Origin of the sequence: Streptomyces sp. NPDC018693 (genome assembly GCF_044391385.1) — a bacterium.
In the GTDB taxonomy this organism is placed as follows: domain Bacteria; phylum Actinomycetota; class Actinomycetes; order Streptomycetales; family Streptomycetaceae; genus Streptomyces.
This window is the reverse complement of record NZ_JBIRZZ010000001.1, coordinates 106,098-120,679: the sequence shown is the minus strand read 5'-3', so window position 1 is coordinate 120,679 and position 14,582 is coordinate 106,098. Positions and strand designations below refer to the sequence as shown.

Below are 14,582 nucleotides of genomic sequence, written 5' to 3'. Positions count from 1 at the left end.
ACAGCCGGCCAATGCCGCATAACGGTCATATTTACTCCTAGTCTGACATTGCGCTCGCTCATCCTGTCCACCGGGCTTGCGCACCTGTCCCGCTTCGGTTACTGGGAAGGACGGCCCACGCCATGCCCGCAGATCTCGCCGTCATCGGACTCGGCCCGCTCGGCCTGCCGCTGGCCCAGGCCGCCGTCACCGCCGGCATCCCCACCCTCGGCTACGCCACCGGCCCCGAGGTGGGCTCGCTCAGCCCGGCCGAACTACGCCGGATGCTCTCGGGGGGCTTCCGGCCCACCACCGAACCCGCCCAGCTGGGCCGGGTCCGCACCGCCGTGATCTGCGCGCCGGCCCCGCGCGACCCGGGCGGGGGACTCGATCTGAGCCAGGTGGAGAAGGCGGCGCGCACCCTCGCCGGCCATCTGCGCCCGCACACCACCGTCATCCTGGAGTCGCCCGTCTACCCCGGCACCACGGAGGACTTCCTGCGCCCCCTGCTGGAGGAGTCCTCCGGCCTGCGCGCGGGCCGCGACTTCCAGCTCGCCTACTCCCCCAGCCGGGTCGACCCCGGCAACCGCGTCTTCACACCCGTCAACACCCCGAAGGTGATCGGCGGCCTCACGCCCGCGTGCACCGAGTCGGCCGCAGCGTTCTACGGCCGCCTCACCGAGAAGGTGGTACGCGCGCGTGGACCCCGCGAGGCCGAGACCGTGCAGCTGCTGGAGACCAACTTCCGGCACGTCAACATCGCGCTCGTCAACGAGATGGCGGTCCTCTGCCACGACCTCGGCGTCGACCTGTGGGACGTCATCCGCTGCGCGGAGACCAAGCCGTTCGGCTTCCAGGCGTTCCGCCCCGGCCCCGGCGTCGGCGGCCACACCGTCCCGCTGGACCGCACCGACCTCACCGGCCGGCCCGGCGGCCCGCTGCGCATGGTGGAACTGGCCCAGCAGGTCAACAGCCACATGCCCCGCTACGTCGTCCAGCGCGCCGCCACCCTCCTCAACGAGCACGGCAAGTCGGCCCGCGGCGCCCGGATCCTGCTCCTCGGCGTCACCTACAAGCCCGACCTCGCCGACCAACAGGGCACCCCCGCGCGCGAGATCGCGATCCGCCTCATGGAACTCGGCGCCCAGGTCAGCTACCACGACCCGCACATCCCGTCCTGGAACGTCCTGGACCGCCCGGTCACCCGCGTCGACTCCCTCTACGAGGCCGCCGCCGACGCCGACCTGACGATCCTGCTCCAGCAGCACCGCACGTACGACCTCCAGGGTCTCTCCGTGAAGGCGCAGTTGCTCCTGGACACCCGCGGGGCGACCCCGACGGGCGCGGCCCACCGGCTCTGACCACGGCCATGTCCCCGCCCCCGGGAGCGAATTCGCAGATGAAGAGGGCAGCGAACGCCTGCTACTCTGCGGCGACTCTTCGCACAGTCGTGCGCGGAATCCACCGCTCAGTCGTCTCCGGTCCCGTGGGGGGAACCAGCTGTCATGACCCAACCAACTCCGCCGCCGCCGCACCAGCCCACCGAGGGCAACCCGTACGCCCAGCAGCAGCCCCCGGCCGCCGCCCCGTACCCCCAGCAGCCCGCCCCCGGCGCTCCCTACGCCCCGCACCCCACGCCGGGCAACCCGTTCGCCCAGCAGCCGGGCGCCGTACCGCCGCCGCCCGCCCCGGTGCGCAACAACATCGGCCTCGGCCTGGTGGCCGCCCTCGGCACCGCCCTGGTCGTCGCCGGTGTCTACGGCGCCATCATCGGCGCCACCGAGCGCGAGATCGGCTGGGCGGCCATCGGCGTCGGCTTCGCCATCGGCCTGGTGGCCGGAAAGGTCGGCGGCCGCAACCCCGCCCTCGCAGTGATCGGCGCCGTGCTGGCTCTGGGCGCGGTCTACATCGGCCAGATGGTCGGCGTGGCCGTCCTCGTCACCAAGGAGTTCGACCTCGGCTTCACCGAGGTGTTCTTCCAGCACTTCAGCGATGTGCACGAGGTCTGGAAGGAAGACTCCGACGGGATGACCTTCCTGTTCTTCGCGCTCGCCGCCATCGCGTCGTTCTCCGGCGCGAAGAAGGCCGCCGCGTAAGCGCCGCCGCACAGCACGAGGGGCCGGTCACCCACCCCGGGTGACCGGCCCCTTCGCCGTCCTCGGGGCGTCAGTGCCGGTGCTGCGAGTCCGCGACCGTGACCTCGACGCGCTGGAACTCCTTCAGCTCGCTGTAGCCGGTGGTCGCCATGGCCCGCCGCAGCGCGCCGAAGAAGTTCATCGAGCCGTCGGGGGTGTGCGACGGCCCCGTCAGCACCTCCTCGATGGTGCCGACCGTGCCCAGGTCGACCTTCTTGCCGCGCGGCAGCTCCTCGTTGACGGCCTCCATGCCCCAGTGGTGGCCCCGGCCCGGCGCGTCGGTCGCGCGGGCCAGCGGGGAGCCCATCATCACGGCGTCGGCGCCGCAGGCGATCGCCTTGGGCAGGTCGCCGGACCAGCCGACCCCGCCGTCCGCGATGACGTGCACATACCGGCCGCCGGACTCGTCCATGTAGTCCCGCCGTGCCGCCGCCACGTCCGCGACCGCCGTCGCCATCGGCACCTGGATGCCCAGCACACTGCGCGTGGTGTGCGCGGCGCCGCCGCCGAAGCCGACGAGCACGCCCGCGGCACCGGTGCGCATCAGGTGCAGCGCCGCCGTGTAGGTGGCGCAGCCGCCGACGATCACCGGGACGTCGAGTTCGTAGATGAACTGCTTCAGGTTCAGCGGCTCGTGCGAGCCGGAGACGTGTTCCGCCGACACCGTCGTACCGCGGATGACGAAGATGTCCACGCCCGCGTCCACGACGGCCTTGGAGAACTGGGCCGTGCGCTGCGGGGAGAGCGCGGCGGCGGTGACCACGCCCGAGTCGCGCACCTCCTTGATGCGCTGCCCGATCAGCTCCTCCTTGATCGGCGCGGCGTAGATCTCCTGCAGGCGCCGGGTGGCCGTCTCGGCGGGCAGCCCGGCGATCTCGTCCAGCAGCGGCTGCGGGTCCTCGTACCGTGTCCACAGACCTTCGAGGTTGAGCACGCCGAGGCCGCCGAGCTCGCCGATGCGGATCGCGGTGGCCGGGGAGACGACCGAGTCCATGGGGGCGGCCAGGAAGGGCAGCTCGAAGCGGTAGGCGTCGATCTGCCAGGCGATCGAGACCTCCTTCGGGTCCCGCGTACGGCGGCTCGGCACGACGGCGATGTCATCGAACGCGTACGCCCGGCGGCCGCGCTTGCCGCGCCCGATCTCGATCTCAGTCACGATGTGTGGCCTTTCCCTGATGCGTTTCAGCGTCTTCCAGTATCGCCGACGGGCACGACAAGGGCGGCCCCGGAGCATCCGGGACCGCCCTGGTGTGGCCTGGCGACTACTTACGGCTGTAGTTCGGTGCCTCGACCGTCATCTGGATGTCGTGCGGGTGGGACTCCTTCAGACCCGCCGAGGTGATACGGACGAAGCGGCCGTTCGCCTGGAGGTCGGGGACCGTCCTGCCGCCGACGTAGAACATCGACTGGCGCAGGCCGCCGACCAACTGGTGCACGACGGAGGACAGCGGGCCGCGGTAGGGCACCTGGCCCTCGATGCCCTCGGGGATCAGCTGCTCGTCGGAGGCGACGCCCTCCTGGAAGTAGCGGTCCTTGGAGAACGACTTGCGGTCGCCGCGGGTCTGCATGGCGCCCAGCGAGCCCATGCCGCGGTACGACTTGAACTGCTTGCCGTTGATGAACATCAGCTCGCCCGGCGACTCCTCGCAGCCCGCGAGCAGCGAGCCCAGCATCACCGTGTCGGCGCCCGCGACGAGGGCCTTGGCGATGTCGCCGGAGTACTGCAGGCCGCCGTCGCCGATGACCGGGACACCGGCCGCCTTCGCGGCGAGCGCGGCCTCGTAGATGGCGGTGACCTGCGGGACGCCGACGCCGGCTACCACGCGGGTGGTGCAGATGGAGCCGGGGCCGACACCGACCTTGATGCCGTCGGCGCCCGCGTCGACGAGAGCCTGGGCGCCGTCGCGGGTGGCGACGTTGCCGCCGATGACGTCGACGCCGGCCGAGTTGGACTTGATCTTGGCGATCATGTCGCCGACCAGGCGGGAGTGGCCGTGCGCGGTGTCCACGACGATGAAGTCGACGCCGACCTCGATCAGTGCCTGGGCGCGCTCGAAGGCGTCACCGGCGACACCGACCGCGGCGCCGACGATGAGACGGCCCTCGGCGTCCTTCGCGGCGTTCGGGTACTTCTCCGCCTTGACGAAGTCCTTGACGGTGATCAGGCCCTTGAGGACGCCCTCGTCGTCGACCAACGGCAGCTTCTCGATCTTGTGCTTGCGCAGCAGCTCCATGGCCTCGACGCCGGAGATGCCCACCTTGCCGGTGACCAGCGGCATCGGCGTCATGACCTCACGCACCCGGCGTGAGCGGTCCGACTCGAAGGCCATGTCGCGGTTGGTGACGATGCCGAGCAGCTTCTTGTCGCCGTCGGTGACCGGCACACCGCTGATGCGGAACCGGCCGCACAGCGCGTCGGCCTCGGCGAGCGTGGCGTCCGGGTGGATGGTGATCGGGTCGGTCACCATGCCGGACTCGGAGCGCTTGACCAGGTCGACCTGGTTGGCCTGGTCCTCGATGGACAGATTGCGGTGCAGTACGCCGACGCCGCCCTGGCGGGCCATCGCGATCGCCATGCGCGACTCGGTGACCTTGTCCATGGCGGCGGACAGGAGCGGGATGTTGACCCGCACGTTCTTGGAGACGTACGAGGCGGTGTCGATCTCGTCGGGTGCCATGTCCGACGGGCCCGGCAGCAGCAGCACGTCGTCGTAGGTCAGCCCGAGCGTCGCGAATTTGTCGGGCACTCCGTCGACGTTGGCAGTCATGACACCTTCCCCAAATGGCCTTGATCGGTGCGGATGTCCATGCTAACGGGAGATGGGCCCGTCTCATTCCACGGCTGTGGACCGCTCTCGGCTTCGTATGTTCGTACGGAAACAGCTGGTCGCCTGTTCAACCAAGGCGCCGTTCACCGTGCTGTTCCTGCGTTCCTACTGCTCCGCCAGCGCCCGCAGTCTGCTCAGCGCCCGGTGCTGCGCCACCCGGACCGCCCCGGGTGACATTCCCAACATCTGGCCCGTCTCCTCGGCCGTCAGGCCCACCGCGATCCGCAGCAGGAGCAGTTCGCGCTGGTTCTCCGGGAGGTTGGCCAGCAGCTTCTTCGCCCACTCGGCGTCGCTGCTGAGCAGGGCGCGCTCCTCGGGGCCGAGCGAGTCGTCGGGCCGCTCGGGCATCTCGTCCGACGGGACCGCCGTGGAGCCGGGACCGCGCATCGCGGCCCGCTGGAGATCGGCGACCTTGTGCGCGGCGATGGCGAAGACGAACGCCTCGAAGGGGCGGCCGGTGTCCTTGTAGCGCGGCAGGGCGAGGAGGACGGCGACGCAGACCTCCTGGGCGAGGTCCTCGACGAAGTGGCGGGCGTCGCCGGGGAGCCGGGACAGCCGGGTGCGGCAGTAGCGCAGCGCCAGGGGGTGGACATGGGCGAGCAGGTCGTGGGTGGCCTGCTCGTCGCCGTCGACGGCGCGAAGCACGAGGCCGCCGATCGCCCCCTGGGCAGGATTCGCCGCCTCGTCGTCGCGCATCGGTCCATGGTGCCCTGCTGCCGCGCGGCGCGCGGCACCGCGCTCGTCGTTGTGCACCGAAGCGTTATGAGCAGGTGCGCCGGAACTCATACCCTGCGCCCTCCCCTCCCGCTCGACCGACTCGTCCCCGAGGAACTCCACACCTCAAGGATGCGGCATCCGCGCCGAAACGAGCACCGTGCCTCCGAGGGGCGGCTCACACCGCGCCCCGAAAGGGGCGCGGGGCGGTGTCGACGTGCGGCTCCGCCGCGGGGCGTGACCAGCCACCTTCGGCCCGCGGACGCGTGACCACAGGACCACCCGCTTCCGGCAGCGAACAAGGCACCAGGGGAGCGTTACCGCACCAACCCCCACCGGAAGCCCAGCGCCACCGCGTGGGCCCGGTCGGACGCGCCGAGCTTCTTGAACAGACGTCGTGCGTGGGTCTTGACGGTGTCCTCGGAGAGGAACAGTTCGCGGCCGATCTCCGCGTTGGAGCGGCCATGGCTCATGCCTTCCAGGACCTGGATCTCACGCGCGGTGAGCGTCGGTGCCGCGCCCATCTCGGCCGAGCGGAGCCGGCGCGGGGCCAGTCGCCAGGTCGGGTCGGCGAGGGCCTGGGTGACGGTCGCCCGCAACTCGGCGCGGGAGGCGTCCTTGTGGAGGTAGCCGCGGGCACCGGCGGCCACGGCGAGCGCCACGCCGTCGAGGTCCTCCGCGACGGTCAGCATGATGATCCGCGCACCAGGGTCTGCGGACAGCAGCCGCCGTACGGTCTCGACGCCGCCCAGTCCGGGCATGCGCACGTCCATCAGGATGAGGTCGGAGCGGTCGGCGCCCCAGCGGCGGAGGACTTCCTCGCCGTTGGCCGCCGTCGTCACGCGCTCGACGCCGGGCACGGTCGCGACCGCGCGGCGCAGCGCCTCTCGGGCAAGCGGGGAGTCGTCACAGACGAGGACGGAAGTCATGACCGTCCTCCGCAGCTGATGCGCGTCACCTTGTGCCTCCAGGCTGGTACGAATCGTCACCTGTGCGGTCGACCGTCTCGGACACCTGCCCGAGCGTTTGTGTTTTCAACCGCCTCGCACTCTCAACGACGGTCACTCGAAAGAGTTACGGGGTTGCATGCAGTCTTCGGCACTCTACGTGAGGACGCGGACACGGGGCCGACAGGCGCAGCGGACCCTCAAGCTTTCATCACAACCCATGCCCCGTTCAGCCCTATTTCTTCCCCTTTCCTGGTGTCTGAGGCTAGATTCGCAATGAGTCATATTTTCATCTCCTTAGATCGTAGTTGTACGGTCGTGGGCACCGTATCCGCTCAGAACGGCTGCAAGGGGTCACGCAATGGCAGATTTCTCCCGCCTTCCCGGACCGAACGCGGACCTGTGGGACTGGCAGCTGCTGGCTGCCTGCCGCGGGGTGGACAGCTCGCTCTTCTTCCATCCGGAGGGCGAGCGCGGGGCGGCACGGAGCGCTCGCGAGAACTCGGCCAAGGAGGTCTGCATGAGGTGCCCCGTCCGCGCGCAGTGCGCGGCACACGCACTGACGGTCCGCGAGCCGTACGGCGTGTGGGGCGGGTTGACCGAGGACGAGCGCGAGGAACTCATGGGGCGGGCACGCAACCGCCTCGTGACAGCGACGGCGGCCGGTGGCAGAGACGCCGCGTCGAACAACTGAAGGAACGTTTCCCCAACGGAGGGCGCACACCCGGCGCCCTCCGTTTTCACTGCCCCAGAGCGCCGGCCGCCCTCTGCAGCTCGTCCAGCGTCGCCGCCACCGCCGGCACCTGGGCCAGGTCGGGCAGCGTGAGCGCGACGATCTCCCGGCGCACCGCCGGCTCCAGCGTCACCGTCCGCGCGCCTCTGGGCCGTACCGACGCCACCGCGAGCTGGGGCAGCACGGCCACGCCGAGACCCGCGCCCACGAGGCCGACGACCGCCGGATAGTCGTCGGTGGCGAAGTCGATACGGGGCGTGAAGCCGGCGCTCTCGCACACGTCCACCAACTGCCCACGACAGCGCGGGCAGCCCGCGATCCACGGCTCGTCGGCCAGGTCGCCGATGGCCACGGAGTCCGCGCGGGCGAGCCGGTGCCGCTCGGGCACGAGCCCGACCAGACGGTCCGTCAGCAGCGGTCGTACGACGAGGTCCTCCCACTCACCCGGGGCGCCCGCACCGCCCCCGTAGCGGAAGGCGAGCGCGAGGTCACAGTCGCCGGCGCGCAGCTTGTCGACCGACTCGGGCGGCTCGGCCTCCTCCAGCGAGACCCGGGTGCCGGGGTGGGCGGCGCGCAGCGCGGCCAGGGCCGTGGGGACCAGGGTGGAGCTGCCGCTGGGGAAGGACACCAGCCGCACCCGGCCGGCCCGCAGCCCGGCGATCGCGGCGACCTCCTCCTCGGCGGCCGTCAGCCCGGCGAGGATGCCCGTGGCATGCCGGACGAGCGCCTCGCCCGCCTGGGTCAGCCGCATCTCACGGCCGCTGCGCACCAGCAGCGGGGTGCCAACGGACGACTCCAGGGCCTTCATCTGCTGGCTGACGGCGGGCTGGGTGCAGCCCAGCTCCCGCCCCGCCGCCGAGAAGGAGCCGGTGGCGGCGACGGCGCGCAGCACGCGGAGATGTCGGGCCTCGATCACCCTCTGAGCATAAGGGGAGCTTGGGTACGGTGGCGAATAATGCGTCGGCCCTTTGACGTAAGGTCGCTTACGGTGACGTCCATGAAGCTTCTCTCCGTCAACGTGGGCCGGCCGAAGGCCGTGCCGTACACGGACAATCCCGAGGGTCTGACCGGGATCGACAAGCGGCCGGTGCGGGGGCCGGTGCAGGTGGCGGCGCCCGGGCCGAAGGGCGTCGGCGGGAGCGGGCTGGCCGGGGACGCGGTCTGCAAGAGACAGCACCACGGCGGCGACGACCAGGCCGTCTACGCGATGTCCCGCGAGGAGCTCGACGCCTGGGAGCGCGAGCTGGGCCGGACCCTGCCGAACGGCGTGTTCGGCGAGAACCTCACCACCGAGGGCCTGGACGTCTCGGGCGCGCTGATCGGCGAGCGCTGGCGGATCGGGCCCGAGGTGGTGCTGGAGGTGACGTCCGGCCGCGTACCCTGCTCCGTCTTCCAGGGCCATCTGGGTGAGGAGCGGTGGGTGAAGCGGTTCACCGCCAAGGGTGCGCCGGGCGCGTATCTGCGGGTGATCCGGCCCGGTGAGATCCGGGCGGGCGACGCGATCGAGATCGTGCACCGGCCCGACCACGAGGTGACGGTCTCGCTCCAGTTCCGCGCCTCCACCACCGAACGGACCCTGCTGCCACGGCTGTTGGCGGCGGGCGAGGCGCTGCACCCGGAGTCGCTGGCGGCGGCCCGCGCGTACGTCGAGAAACACGCCGGCTGAGCCCCCGTCAGAAGGGAGTGCGTGCTTCCGGCGGGTCTGGCACGAGTCACTACTCTTCAGCCATGACAACGGCTCTCATTACGGGATCGACGGCGGGTATCGGTGCCGCGTTCGCGCGGCGCCTCGCGGCGGACGGGCACGATCTGGTGCTCGTCGCGCGGGACACCGAGCGGCTGCGGCGGCAGGCGACCGAACTGCACGACCGGCACGGCATCGAGGCGGAGGTACGGACCGCCGACCTCGCGACCGACGAGGGCATCGAGGCGGTCGCGGACCGGCTCCGCGACCGCCGCAACCCCGTCGACCTGCTGATCAACAACGCGGGCTTCGGCAACAAGGGCCGCTATCTCGACGTACCGATGACCGATGAGCTGCGGATGCTCAAGGTGCACTGCGAGGCGGTGCTGCGGCTGACGTCGGCCGCGGCCGAGGCGATGCAGGGGCGCGGCCGCGGCGGTGTGATCAATGTGGCGTCGGTGGCAGCGTTCCTGCCGCGCGGGACGTACGGGGCGTCCAAGGCGTGGGTCGTGCAGTTCACGCAGGGCGCGGCGCGGGACCTGGCGGGCAGTGGCGTACGGCTGATGGCGCTGTGCCCCGGTTTCGTGCGCACCGAGTTCCACCAGCGGGCCGGCATGGGAACCGACAACATTCCCGGCTGGATGTGGCTGGACGCGGACAAGCTGGTCGCGGCGGCGCTGGAGGACCTGGCGCGCGGAAAGTCGCTGTCGGTCCCGGACCCGCGCTACAAGGCGCTGATGGGCGCGGCGAAGCTGGTGCCGCGGGGGGTGCTGGGCGGGGTGAGCTCGCGGGCGGGGCGCAAGTACGGCCCGCGGTGAGCGGGTGATGCCACGGCCCGGTGGGAAAATGGGCGTGACGGTACCGGAACCGGGGGGACCGGAGGCGGCACCATGACCTTCGTACAGCTCATCGACTGCAGGACCAACCGGTTCGACGAGATGAACCGGCTGATGGACAGGTGGGTCGAGCAGACCCGGGGCAAGCGGACGGCGACGCACGACATCATCGGCAAGGACCGGTCCGACGCGTCGCACTTCGTCGAGATCGTGGAGTTTCCGTCGTACGAGGAGGCGATGCGGAACTCGCGGCTGCCGGAGACCGACCGGATCTTCCAGGAGATGGTCGCCCTGTGCGACGAGACGCCGACCTTCACGGATCTGGACGTCGTACGGGACGAGCAGCTGAACACGCTGGCCGCGCGGGCGTTCTTCCAGGCCATGGGGCGGATGGAGCCGGAGGCGCTGGCCGACCACTGCACGGACGACTACGTGGACCACGACCCGTCCTACCCGGAGCCGGTGCGGGGTCTCGACGGGCTGCGTGAGCAGTACGCCGGCTGGCGTGAGGCGTTCGACTTCGCGTTCCGCGTCGACGACCAGATGGCTCAGGGGGACCGGGTGTGCACCCGCTGGGCGTGGAGCGCCCGCCACCACGGCGACTTCCTCGGCATCCCTCCGACCGGCCAGGACGTCACCATGACCGGCACGACCTGGCAGCGCTTCCGGGACGGGAAGATCTGCGAGGGCTGGTGGCAGTACGACCGGGCGGGGCTGATGGAGCAGTTGGGGGTGCTCGGCGAGTAGCCCGGGTACGGGCGAGGCCCGGCACCTCGCGGGTGCCGTGCCTCGACGCTGACGTACGTCAGTGGGCGTGGCCGTGGGAGTGACCCGCGGCGGCCGGCTCCTCCTCTTCCTTCTTCTCGACGACCAGGGTCTCGGTCGTCAGCAGGAGGGAGGCGATGGAGGCGGCGTTCTCCAGGGCGGAGCGGGTGACCTTGACCGGGTCGATGACGCCGGCCTTGACCAGGTCGCCGTACTCGCCGGTGGCGGCGTTGTAGCCGTTGCCCTTCTCCAGCTCGGCGACCTTGGAGACGATGACGTAGCCCTCCAGGCCGGCGTTCTCCGCGATCCAGCGCAGCGGCTCGACGGCGGCCTTGCGGACCACGGCGACACCGGTGGCCTCGTCGCCGGTCTTGTCGAGGTTGCCCTCCAGGACCTTCACGGCGTGGACCAGAGCGGAGCCACCACCGGAGACGATGCCCTCCTCGACCGCGGCGCGGGTCGCGGAGATGGCGTCCTCCAGACGGTGCTTCTTCTCCTTCAGCTCCACCTCGGTGGCGGCGCCGACCTTGATCACGCACACGCCGCCGGCCAGCTTCGCGAGGCGCTCCTGGAGCTTCTCGCGGTCCCAGTCGGAGTCGGTGTTCTCGATCTCGGCCTTGATCTGGGCGACGCGGCCGTGGACGTCCTCGGACTTGCCGGCGCCGTCGACGATCGTGGTGTCGTCCTTGGTGACGGTGACGCGGCGGGCGGAGCCGAGCACGTCGATGCCGACCTGGTCGAGCTTGAGGCCGACCTCCTCGGAGATGACCGTGGCGCCGGTGAGGATCGCCATGTCCTGCAGCATCGCCTTGCGGCGGTCACCGAAGCCCGGGGCCTTCACGGCGACCGCGTTGAAGGTGCCGCGGATCTTGTTGACGACGAGGGTCGACAGGGCCTCGCCCTCGACGTCCTCGGCGATGATCAGCAGCGGCTTGGAGGAGTTGGTCTGGATGACCTTCTCCAGCAGGGGCAGCAGGTCGGCGATGGAGGAGATCTTGCCCTGGTTGATGAGGATGTACGGGTCCTCCAGGACGGCCTCCATGCGCTCCTGGTCCGTCACGAAGTACGGCGACAGGTAGCCCTTGTCGAAGGCCATGCCCTCGGTGAAGTCCAGCTCCAGACCGAAGGTGTTGGACTCCTCGACGGTGATGACACCGTCCTTGCCGACCTTGTCCATCGCCTCGGCGATCAGCTCGCCGACCTGCTGGTCCTGGGCGGACAGCGCGGCCACGGCGGCGATGTCGGACTTCTCCTCGATCGGGCGGGCCGAGGCGAGGAGGTCCTCGGAGACGGCGGCGACGGCCGCGTCGATGCCCTTCTTCAGGGCGGCCGGGGAGGCGCCGGCGGCGACGTTCTTCAGACCCTCGCGGACGAGCGCCTGGGCGAGCACCGTGGCGGTGGTCGTACCGTCACCCGCGATGTCGTTGGTCTTGGTCGCCACCTCCTTCACGAGCTGGGCGCCGAGGTTCTCGTACGGGTCCTCGATCTCCACCTCACGGGCGATGGTCACGCCGTCGTTGGTGATGGTCGGGGCGCCGAACTTCTTGTCGATGACGACGTTGCGACCCTTGGGGCCGATCGTCACCTTGACCGTGTCGGCCAGCTTGTTGACGCCGCGCTCGAGGGCGCGACGGGCGTCCTCGTCGAACTTCAGGATCTTCGCCATGGGAGCGGTTCAGCCCTCTCGGAAAACTCGGTTAACGAAATGCGCCCCTCGCCGCCCGGCATCAGCGGGGACCAGGGGCGCAGATCAGGAAAAGCTGGGTGAATTACTTCTCGATGATCGCGAGCACGTCGCGAGCCGAGAGGACGAGGTACTCCTCGCCGTTGTACTTCACCTCGGTGCCGCCGTACTTGCTGTAGAGGACGACGTCGCCGACCTTGACGTCGAGCGGCAGACGCTCGCCGTTCTCGAAGCGGCCCGGGCCCACGGCGAGGACGGCGCCCTCCTGGGGCTTCTCCTTCGCGGTGTCCGGGATGACCAGGCCAGAGGCCGTGGTCTGCTCGGCGTCGAGCGGCTGGACCACGATGCGGTCCTCAAGCGGCTTGATGGCAACCTTGGAGCTGGCGGTCGTCACGATCCGACCTCCCCCTTCGGAGATCTCACGGGGTTAACTGTCTGAGGTGGCGACCAGGTCGATCCGTCGTCGCGGGTGCCGGACCTGCCCGTCGCGTTGTTGGCACTCTCCAGTGGTGAGTGCCAGAGCCGAGACTATGACCGTGATTAGCACTCGGTCAAGCGGACTGCTAATTCGTGGTGGCGCGGCGCTACAGGTAGTCCTCCAGGCGCCCCACCCGCAGCCCTCGCTCCCGCACTTCCCGCAGCAGTCGCGTCGTGCGTTCCCGCAGGCCAGGGCCCAGCTCGTCGGGGTCCACGGCGATGATGTCGCCGGGCAGGAGCCGGTGCGGGCCGTGGGTGAAGCTGAGGTCGGCCGGTCCCATCGAGGCGCGCCAGAGCACCACCGCCGCGATGCCGCAGTCGGCGGCGGCGCGCAGGGTGGTGGTGTCGTAGGCGCCGTAGGGCGGGCGGAAGAGGCGGGGGCGGACGCCGAAGCGGGACCTGAGCTTGTGCTGCTGGCCGCAGATCTCGGCGCGCTGGCCGGCGTACGGCAGTCCGCGCAGGGCGGCGTGGTCGAGGGTGTGGTTCTGCAGGGTCGCGCCCACGGACCGCAGCCGGGCGAAGTGGCCGTACCCGGGGCCGGCCACGCTGTCGGTGAGGAACATGCTGACGGGGAGCCGCAGTTGCCGGACCATGTCGATGAAGCGGGGGTCGCGTTCGGCGCCGTCGTCGTAGGTGAGGAAGACGACCTTGTGGTCGGTGGGGACGCGGTCGACGACCGGCGGAAGGGCCGGGGAGGCCGGGGGGCCGGCCAGGGGGCGGACGTCCGTCGGCCGGGCGCAGCCCGTCAGGGCGGCCGCCGCCAGCACGAGGGCGGCCAACCCGCGGGCCCTCACAGGTAGTCCTCCAGGCGGGCCACGGCGTACCCCTTCGCCGTGACCATGTCCAGGAACCGGCGGACCATCTCGGGCATGGTGCCCTTCCAGTGGTCCCGGCCCCGGAAGTGGCTGAGGACGATGTCGCCGGGGTGGAGGTCGCGGTCCCACTCGCGGTACTCCCAGCGGTCGACGAAGACCTCCTCGTTCCACAGCGGGGCGTACTTCACGCCGCACGTCTTCGCGGCCCGCAGGGTGTCCTGGTTGTAGTTGCCGAAGGGCGGGCGGAAGAGGGCCGGCCGGGTGCCGTAGCGCTTCTCGATCACGTCCTGCATGCCGCAGATCTCACGCTTCTGACGGCTGTACGACAGCGCGGGCAGGTAGGGGTGGTGGAGCGTGTGGTTGTTGAGGACGACGCCGGCCTTCTGCATCTTCGCGAAGTAGCCGTAGTCGTCCTTGACCAGGTAGTCGGAGAGGAAGGCGGTGTACGGCACGTCCAGCTCGGTCATCATCCGCAGGAACGCCGGGTCCTTCTCGGCGCCGTCGTCGATGGTGAGGAAGACGACCTTGTCCTTGGTGGGGACGGTGGTGAAGACCGGCGGCAGGCCGAGTTCCTCGTGGTCGTCGACCTCGAAGCCCTTGCGGGTGGTGATGTGCGGCTTCTTCGGGGGCGGCGCCGGCGGCGTGAGCGGGACCCGCTTCAGTCCCCAGCGCTTGGCCGCGGCGACCCGCTGCGCGTGCGCGGCTTTCAGCCGTTCGGCGTACGCGCTGAGCGCGCGCCCCGGCTGCCCCGGCCCGGCCTGCTGCCCGGCGGCGGGAGGGGCGCCGGAGGCCCCGTCGCCCTCCGCGCAGCCGGACACGACGGCGACCAGGGCGAGCACACCGACCCCGGCCCGCCGCACCGACAACGCCCGCTTTTTATCGTTTTGTCGTACGACTCCCATGGCGCCGGATCCTCCCAGCCCCGCCCCTCTCCCCCGGTCCGACACCGCCACCGGAAGCGCACCATCCACCGACTGGCCCACAA

15 protein-coding genes are annotated in these 14,582 nt (G+C 70.6%); 6 read left to right on the top strand and 9 right to left on the bottom strand.

Annotation, left to right across the window (positions count from 1 at the left end; all coding sequences use genetic code 11):
• Positions 1 to 122 precede the first annotated feature (122 nt).
• Both ACH5AC_RS00635 and ACH5AC_RS00630 read left to right on the top strand, forming a co-directional pair.
• Positions 123 to 1,340: a nucleotide sugar dehydrogenase gene (locus ACH5AC_RS00635; protein WP_398859314.1), complete on the top strand. Its 1,218-nt coding sequence runs from the start codon at positions 123 to 125 to the stop codon at positions 1,338 to 1,340.
• Between the two features lie 144 nt (positions 1,341 to 1,484).
• Positions 1,485 to 2,075, top strand: a complete 591-nt coding sequence (locus ACH5AC_RS00630) for a hypothetical protein (protein WP_398859312.1) — start codon at positions 1,485 to 1,487, stop codon at positions 2,073 to 2,075.
• A 70-nt stretch (positions 2,076 to 2,145) separates the two neighbouring features.
• On the opposite strand, the gene ACH5AC_RS00625 is transcribed toward ACH5AC_RS00630, so the two are convergent.
• The 4 genes from ACH5AC_RS00625 to ACH5AC_RS00610 all read right to left on the bottom strand — a co-directional run bounded on the left by ACH5AC_RS00625 (position 2,146) and on the right by ACH5AC_RS00610 (position 6,585).
• A complete protein-coding gene (locus tag ACH5AC_RS00625) occupies positions 2,146 to 3,270 on the bottom strand; it encodes a GuaB3 family IMP dehydrogenase-related protein (protein WP_398859311.1) in 1,125 nt (374 codons plus the stop codon).
• 106 nt (positions 3,271 to 3,376) lie between these two features.
• Positions 3,377 to 4,882 (bottom strand): IMP dehydrogenase, encoded by a 1,506-nt coding sequence (guaB, locus tag ACH5AC_RS00620; RefSeq protein ID WP_398859310.1) that lies wholly within the window; start codon positions 4,880 to 4,882, stop codon positions 3,377 to 3,379.
• 165 nt (positions 4,883 to 5,047) lie between these two features.
• The gene (locus ACH5AC_RS00615) at positions 5,048 to 5,638 is read right to left on the bottom strand and encodes a sigma-70 family RNA polymerase sigma factor (RefSeq protein WP_398859309.1); all 591 of its coding nucleotides are present in this window, start codon (positions 5,636 to 5,638) and stop codon (positions 5,048 to 5,050) included.
• Positions 5,639 to 5,973: 335 nt separating this feature from the next.
• Positions 5,974 to 6,585, bottom strand: coding sequence for a response regulator transcription factor (locus ACH5AC_RS00610; protein WP_003948568.1), 612 nt, complete (start codon positions 6,583 to 6,585; stop codon positions 5,974 to 5,976).
• A gap of 379 nt (positions 6,586 to 6,964) precedes the next feature.
• On the opposite strand from ACH5AC_RS00610, the gene ACH5AC_RS00605 reads away from it, so the two are divergent.
• Complete coding sequence (locus ACH5AC_RS00605; RefSeq protein WP_398859308.1) at positions 6,965 to 7,297, top strand: WhiB family transcriptional regulator; 333 nt, start codon at positions 6,965 to 6,967, stop codon at positions 7,295 to 7,297.
• Between the two features lie 46 nt (positions 7,298 to 7,343).
• Here the strand turns inward: ACH5AC_RS00605 and ACH5AC_RS00600 are convergent, their stop codons facing one another.
• Positions 7,344 to 8,252, bottom strand: coding sequence for a LysR family transcriptional regulator (locus ACH5AC_RS00600; RefSeq protein WP_398859307.1), 909 nt, complete (start codon positions 8,250 to 8,252; stop codon positions 7,344 to 7,346).
• A gap of 81 nt (positions 8,253 to 8,333) precedes the next feature.
• On the opposite strand from ACH5AC_RS00600, the gene ACH5AC_RS00595 reads away from it, so the two are divergent.
• From ACH5AC_RS00595 to ACH5AC_RS00585, 3 genes are all read left to right on the top strand, one after another.
• The gene (locus ACH5AC_RS00595) at positions 8,334 to 9,002 is read left to right on the top strand and encodes an MOSC domain-containing protein (RefSeq protein WP_398859306.1); all 669 of its coding nucleotides are present in this window, start codon (positions 8,334 to 8,336) and stop codon (positions 9,000 to 9,002) included.
• A 62-nt stretch (positions 9,003 to 9,064) separates the two neighbouring features.
• A complete protein-coding gene (locus ACH5AC_RS00590) occupies positions 9,065 to 9,838 on the top strand; it encodes an SDR family NAD(P)-dependent oxidoreductase (protein WP_398859305.1) in 774 nt (257 codons plus the stop codon).
• Positions 9,839 to 9,910: 72 nt separating this feature from the next.
• Positions 9,911 to 10,603, top strand: coding sequence for an ester cyclase (locus tag ACH5AC_RS00585; RefSeq protein ID WP_398859304.1), 693 nt, complete (start codon positions 9,911 to 9,913; stop codon positions 10,601 to 10,603).
• A 58-nt stretch (positions 10,604 to 10,661) separates the two neighbouring features.
• On the opposite strand, the gene groL is transcribed toward ACH5AC_RS00585, so the two are convergent.
• The 4 genes from groL to ACH5AC_RS00565 form a co-directional block, all read right to left on the bottom strand.
• Positions 10,662 to 12,287, bottom strand: coding sequence for a chaperonin GroEL (gene groL, locus ACH5AC_RS00580; protein WP_398859303.1), 1,626 nt, complete (start codon positions 12,285 to 12,287; stop codon positions 10,662 to 10,664).
• A gap of 103 nt (positions 12,288 to 12,390) precedes the next feature.
• The gene (gene groES, locus ACH5AC_RS00575) at positions 12,391 to 12,699 is read right to left on the bottom strand and encodes a co-chaperone GroES (protein ID WP_039652762.1); all 309 of its coding nucleotides are present in this window, start codon (positions 12,697 to 12,699) and stop codon (positions 12,391 to 12,393) included.
• A gap of 190 nt (positions 12,700 to 12,889) precedes the next feature.
• Positions 12,890 to 13,576, bottom strand: coding sequence for a polysaccharide deacetylase family protein (locus ACH5AC_RS00570; protein WP_398859302.1), 687 nt, complete (start codon positions 13,574 to 13,576; stop codon positions 12,890 to 12,892).
• Entirely contained in the window at positions 13,573 to 14,499 is a 927-nt protein-coding gene (locus tag ACH5AC_RS00565) for a polysaccharide deacetylase family protein (RefSeq protein ID WP_398859301.1), read from the bottom strand. The genes ACH5AC_RS00570 and ACH5AC_RS00565 overlap by 4 nt, the downstream gene beginning before the upstream one ends.
• Positions 14,500 to 14,582 lie beyond the last annotated feature (83 nt).

Excerpts from the sequence above, each read along its gene's own strand:
- ACH5AC_RS00610 (WP_003948568.1), bottom strand. The coding sequence starts at position 6,585 with ATGACTTCCGTCCTCGTCTGTGACGACTCCCCGCTTGCCCGAGAGGCG.
- ACH5AC_RS00615 (WP_398859309.1), bottom strand. The coding sequence starts at position 5,638 with ATGCGCGACGACGAGGCGGCGAATCCTGCCCAGGGGGCGATCGGCGGC.
- ACH5AC_RS00585 (WP_398859304.1), top strand. The coding sequence starts at position 9,911 with ATGACCTTCGTACAGCTCATCGACTGCAGGACCAACCGGTTCGACGAG.
- ACH5AC_RS00565 (WP_398859301.1), bottom strand. The coding sequence starts at position 14,499 with ATGGGAGTCGTACGACAAAACGATAAAAAGCGGGCGTTGTCGGTGCGG.
- ACH5AC_RS00590 (WP_398859305.1), top strand. The coding sequence starts at position 9,065 with ATGACAACGGCTCTCATTACGGGATCGACGGCGGGTATCGGTGCCGCG.
- ACH5AC_RS00635 (WP_398859314.1), top strand. The coding sequence starts at position 123 with ATGCCCGCAGATCTCGCCGTCATCGGACTCGGCCCGCTCGGCCTGCCG.
- ACH5AC_RS00630 (WP_398859312.1), top strand. The coding sequence starts at position 1,485 with ATGACCCAACCAACTCCGCCGCCGCCGCACCAGCCCACCGAGGGCAAC.
- groL (WP_398859303.1), bottom strand. The coding sequence starts at position 12,287 with ATGGCGAAGATCCTGAAGTTCGACGAGGACGCCCGTCGCGCCCTCGAG.
- guaB (WP_398859310.1), bottom strand. The coding sequence starts at position 4,882 with ATGACTGCCAACGTCGACGGAGTGCCCGACAAATTCGCGACGCTCGGG.
- ACH5AC_RS00605 (WP_398859308.1), top strand. The coding sequence starts at position 6,965 with ATGGCAGATTTCTCCCGCCTTCCCGGACCGAACGCGGACCTGTGGGAC.
- ACH5AC_RS00595 (WP_398859306.1), top strand. The coding sequence starts at position 8,334 with ATGAAGCTTCTCTCCGTCAACGTGGGCCGGCCGAAGGCCGTGCCGTAC.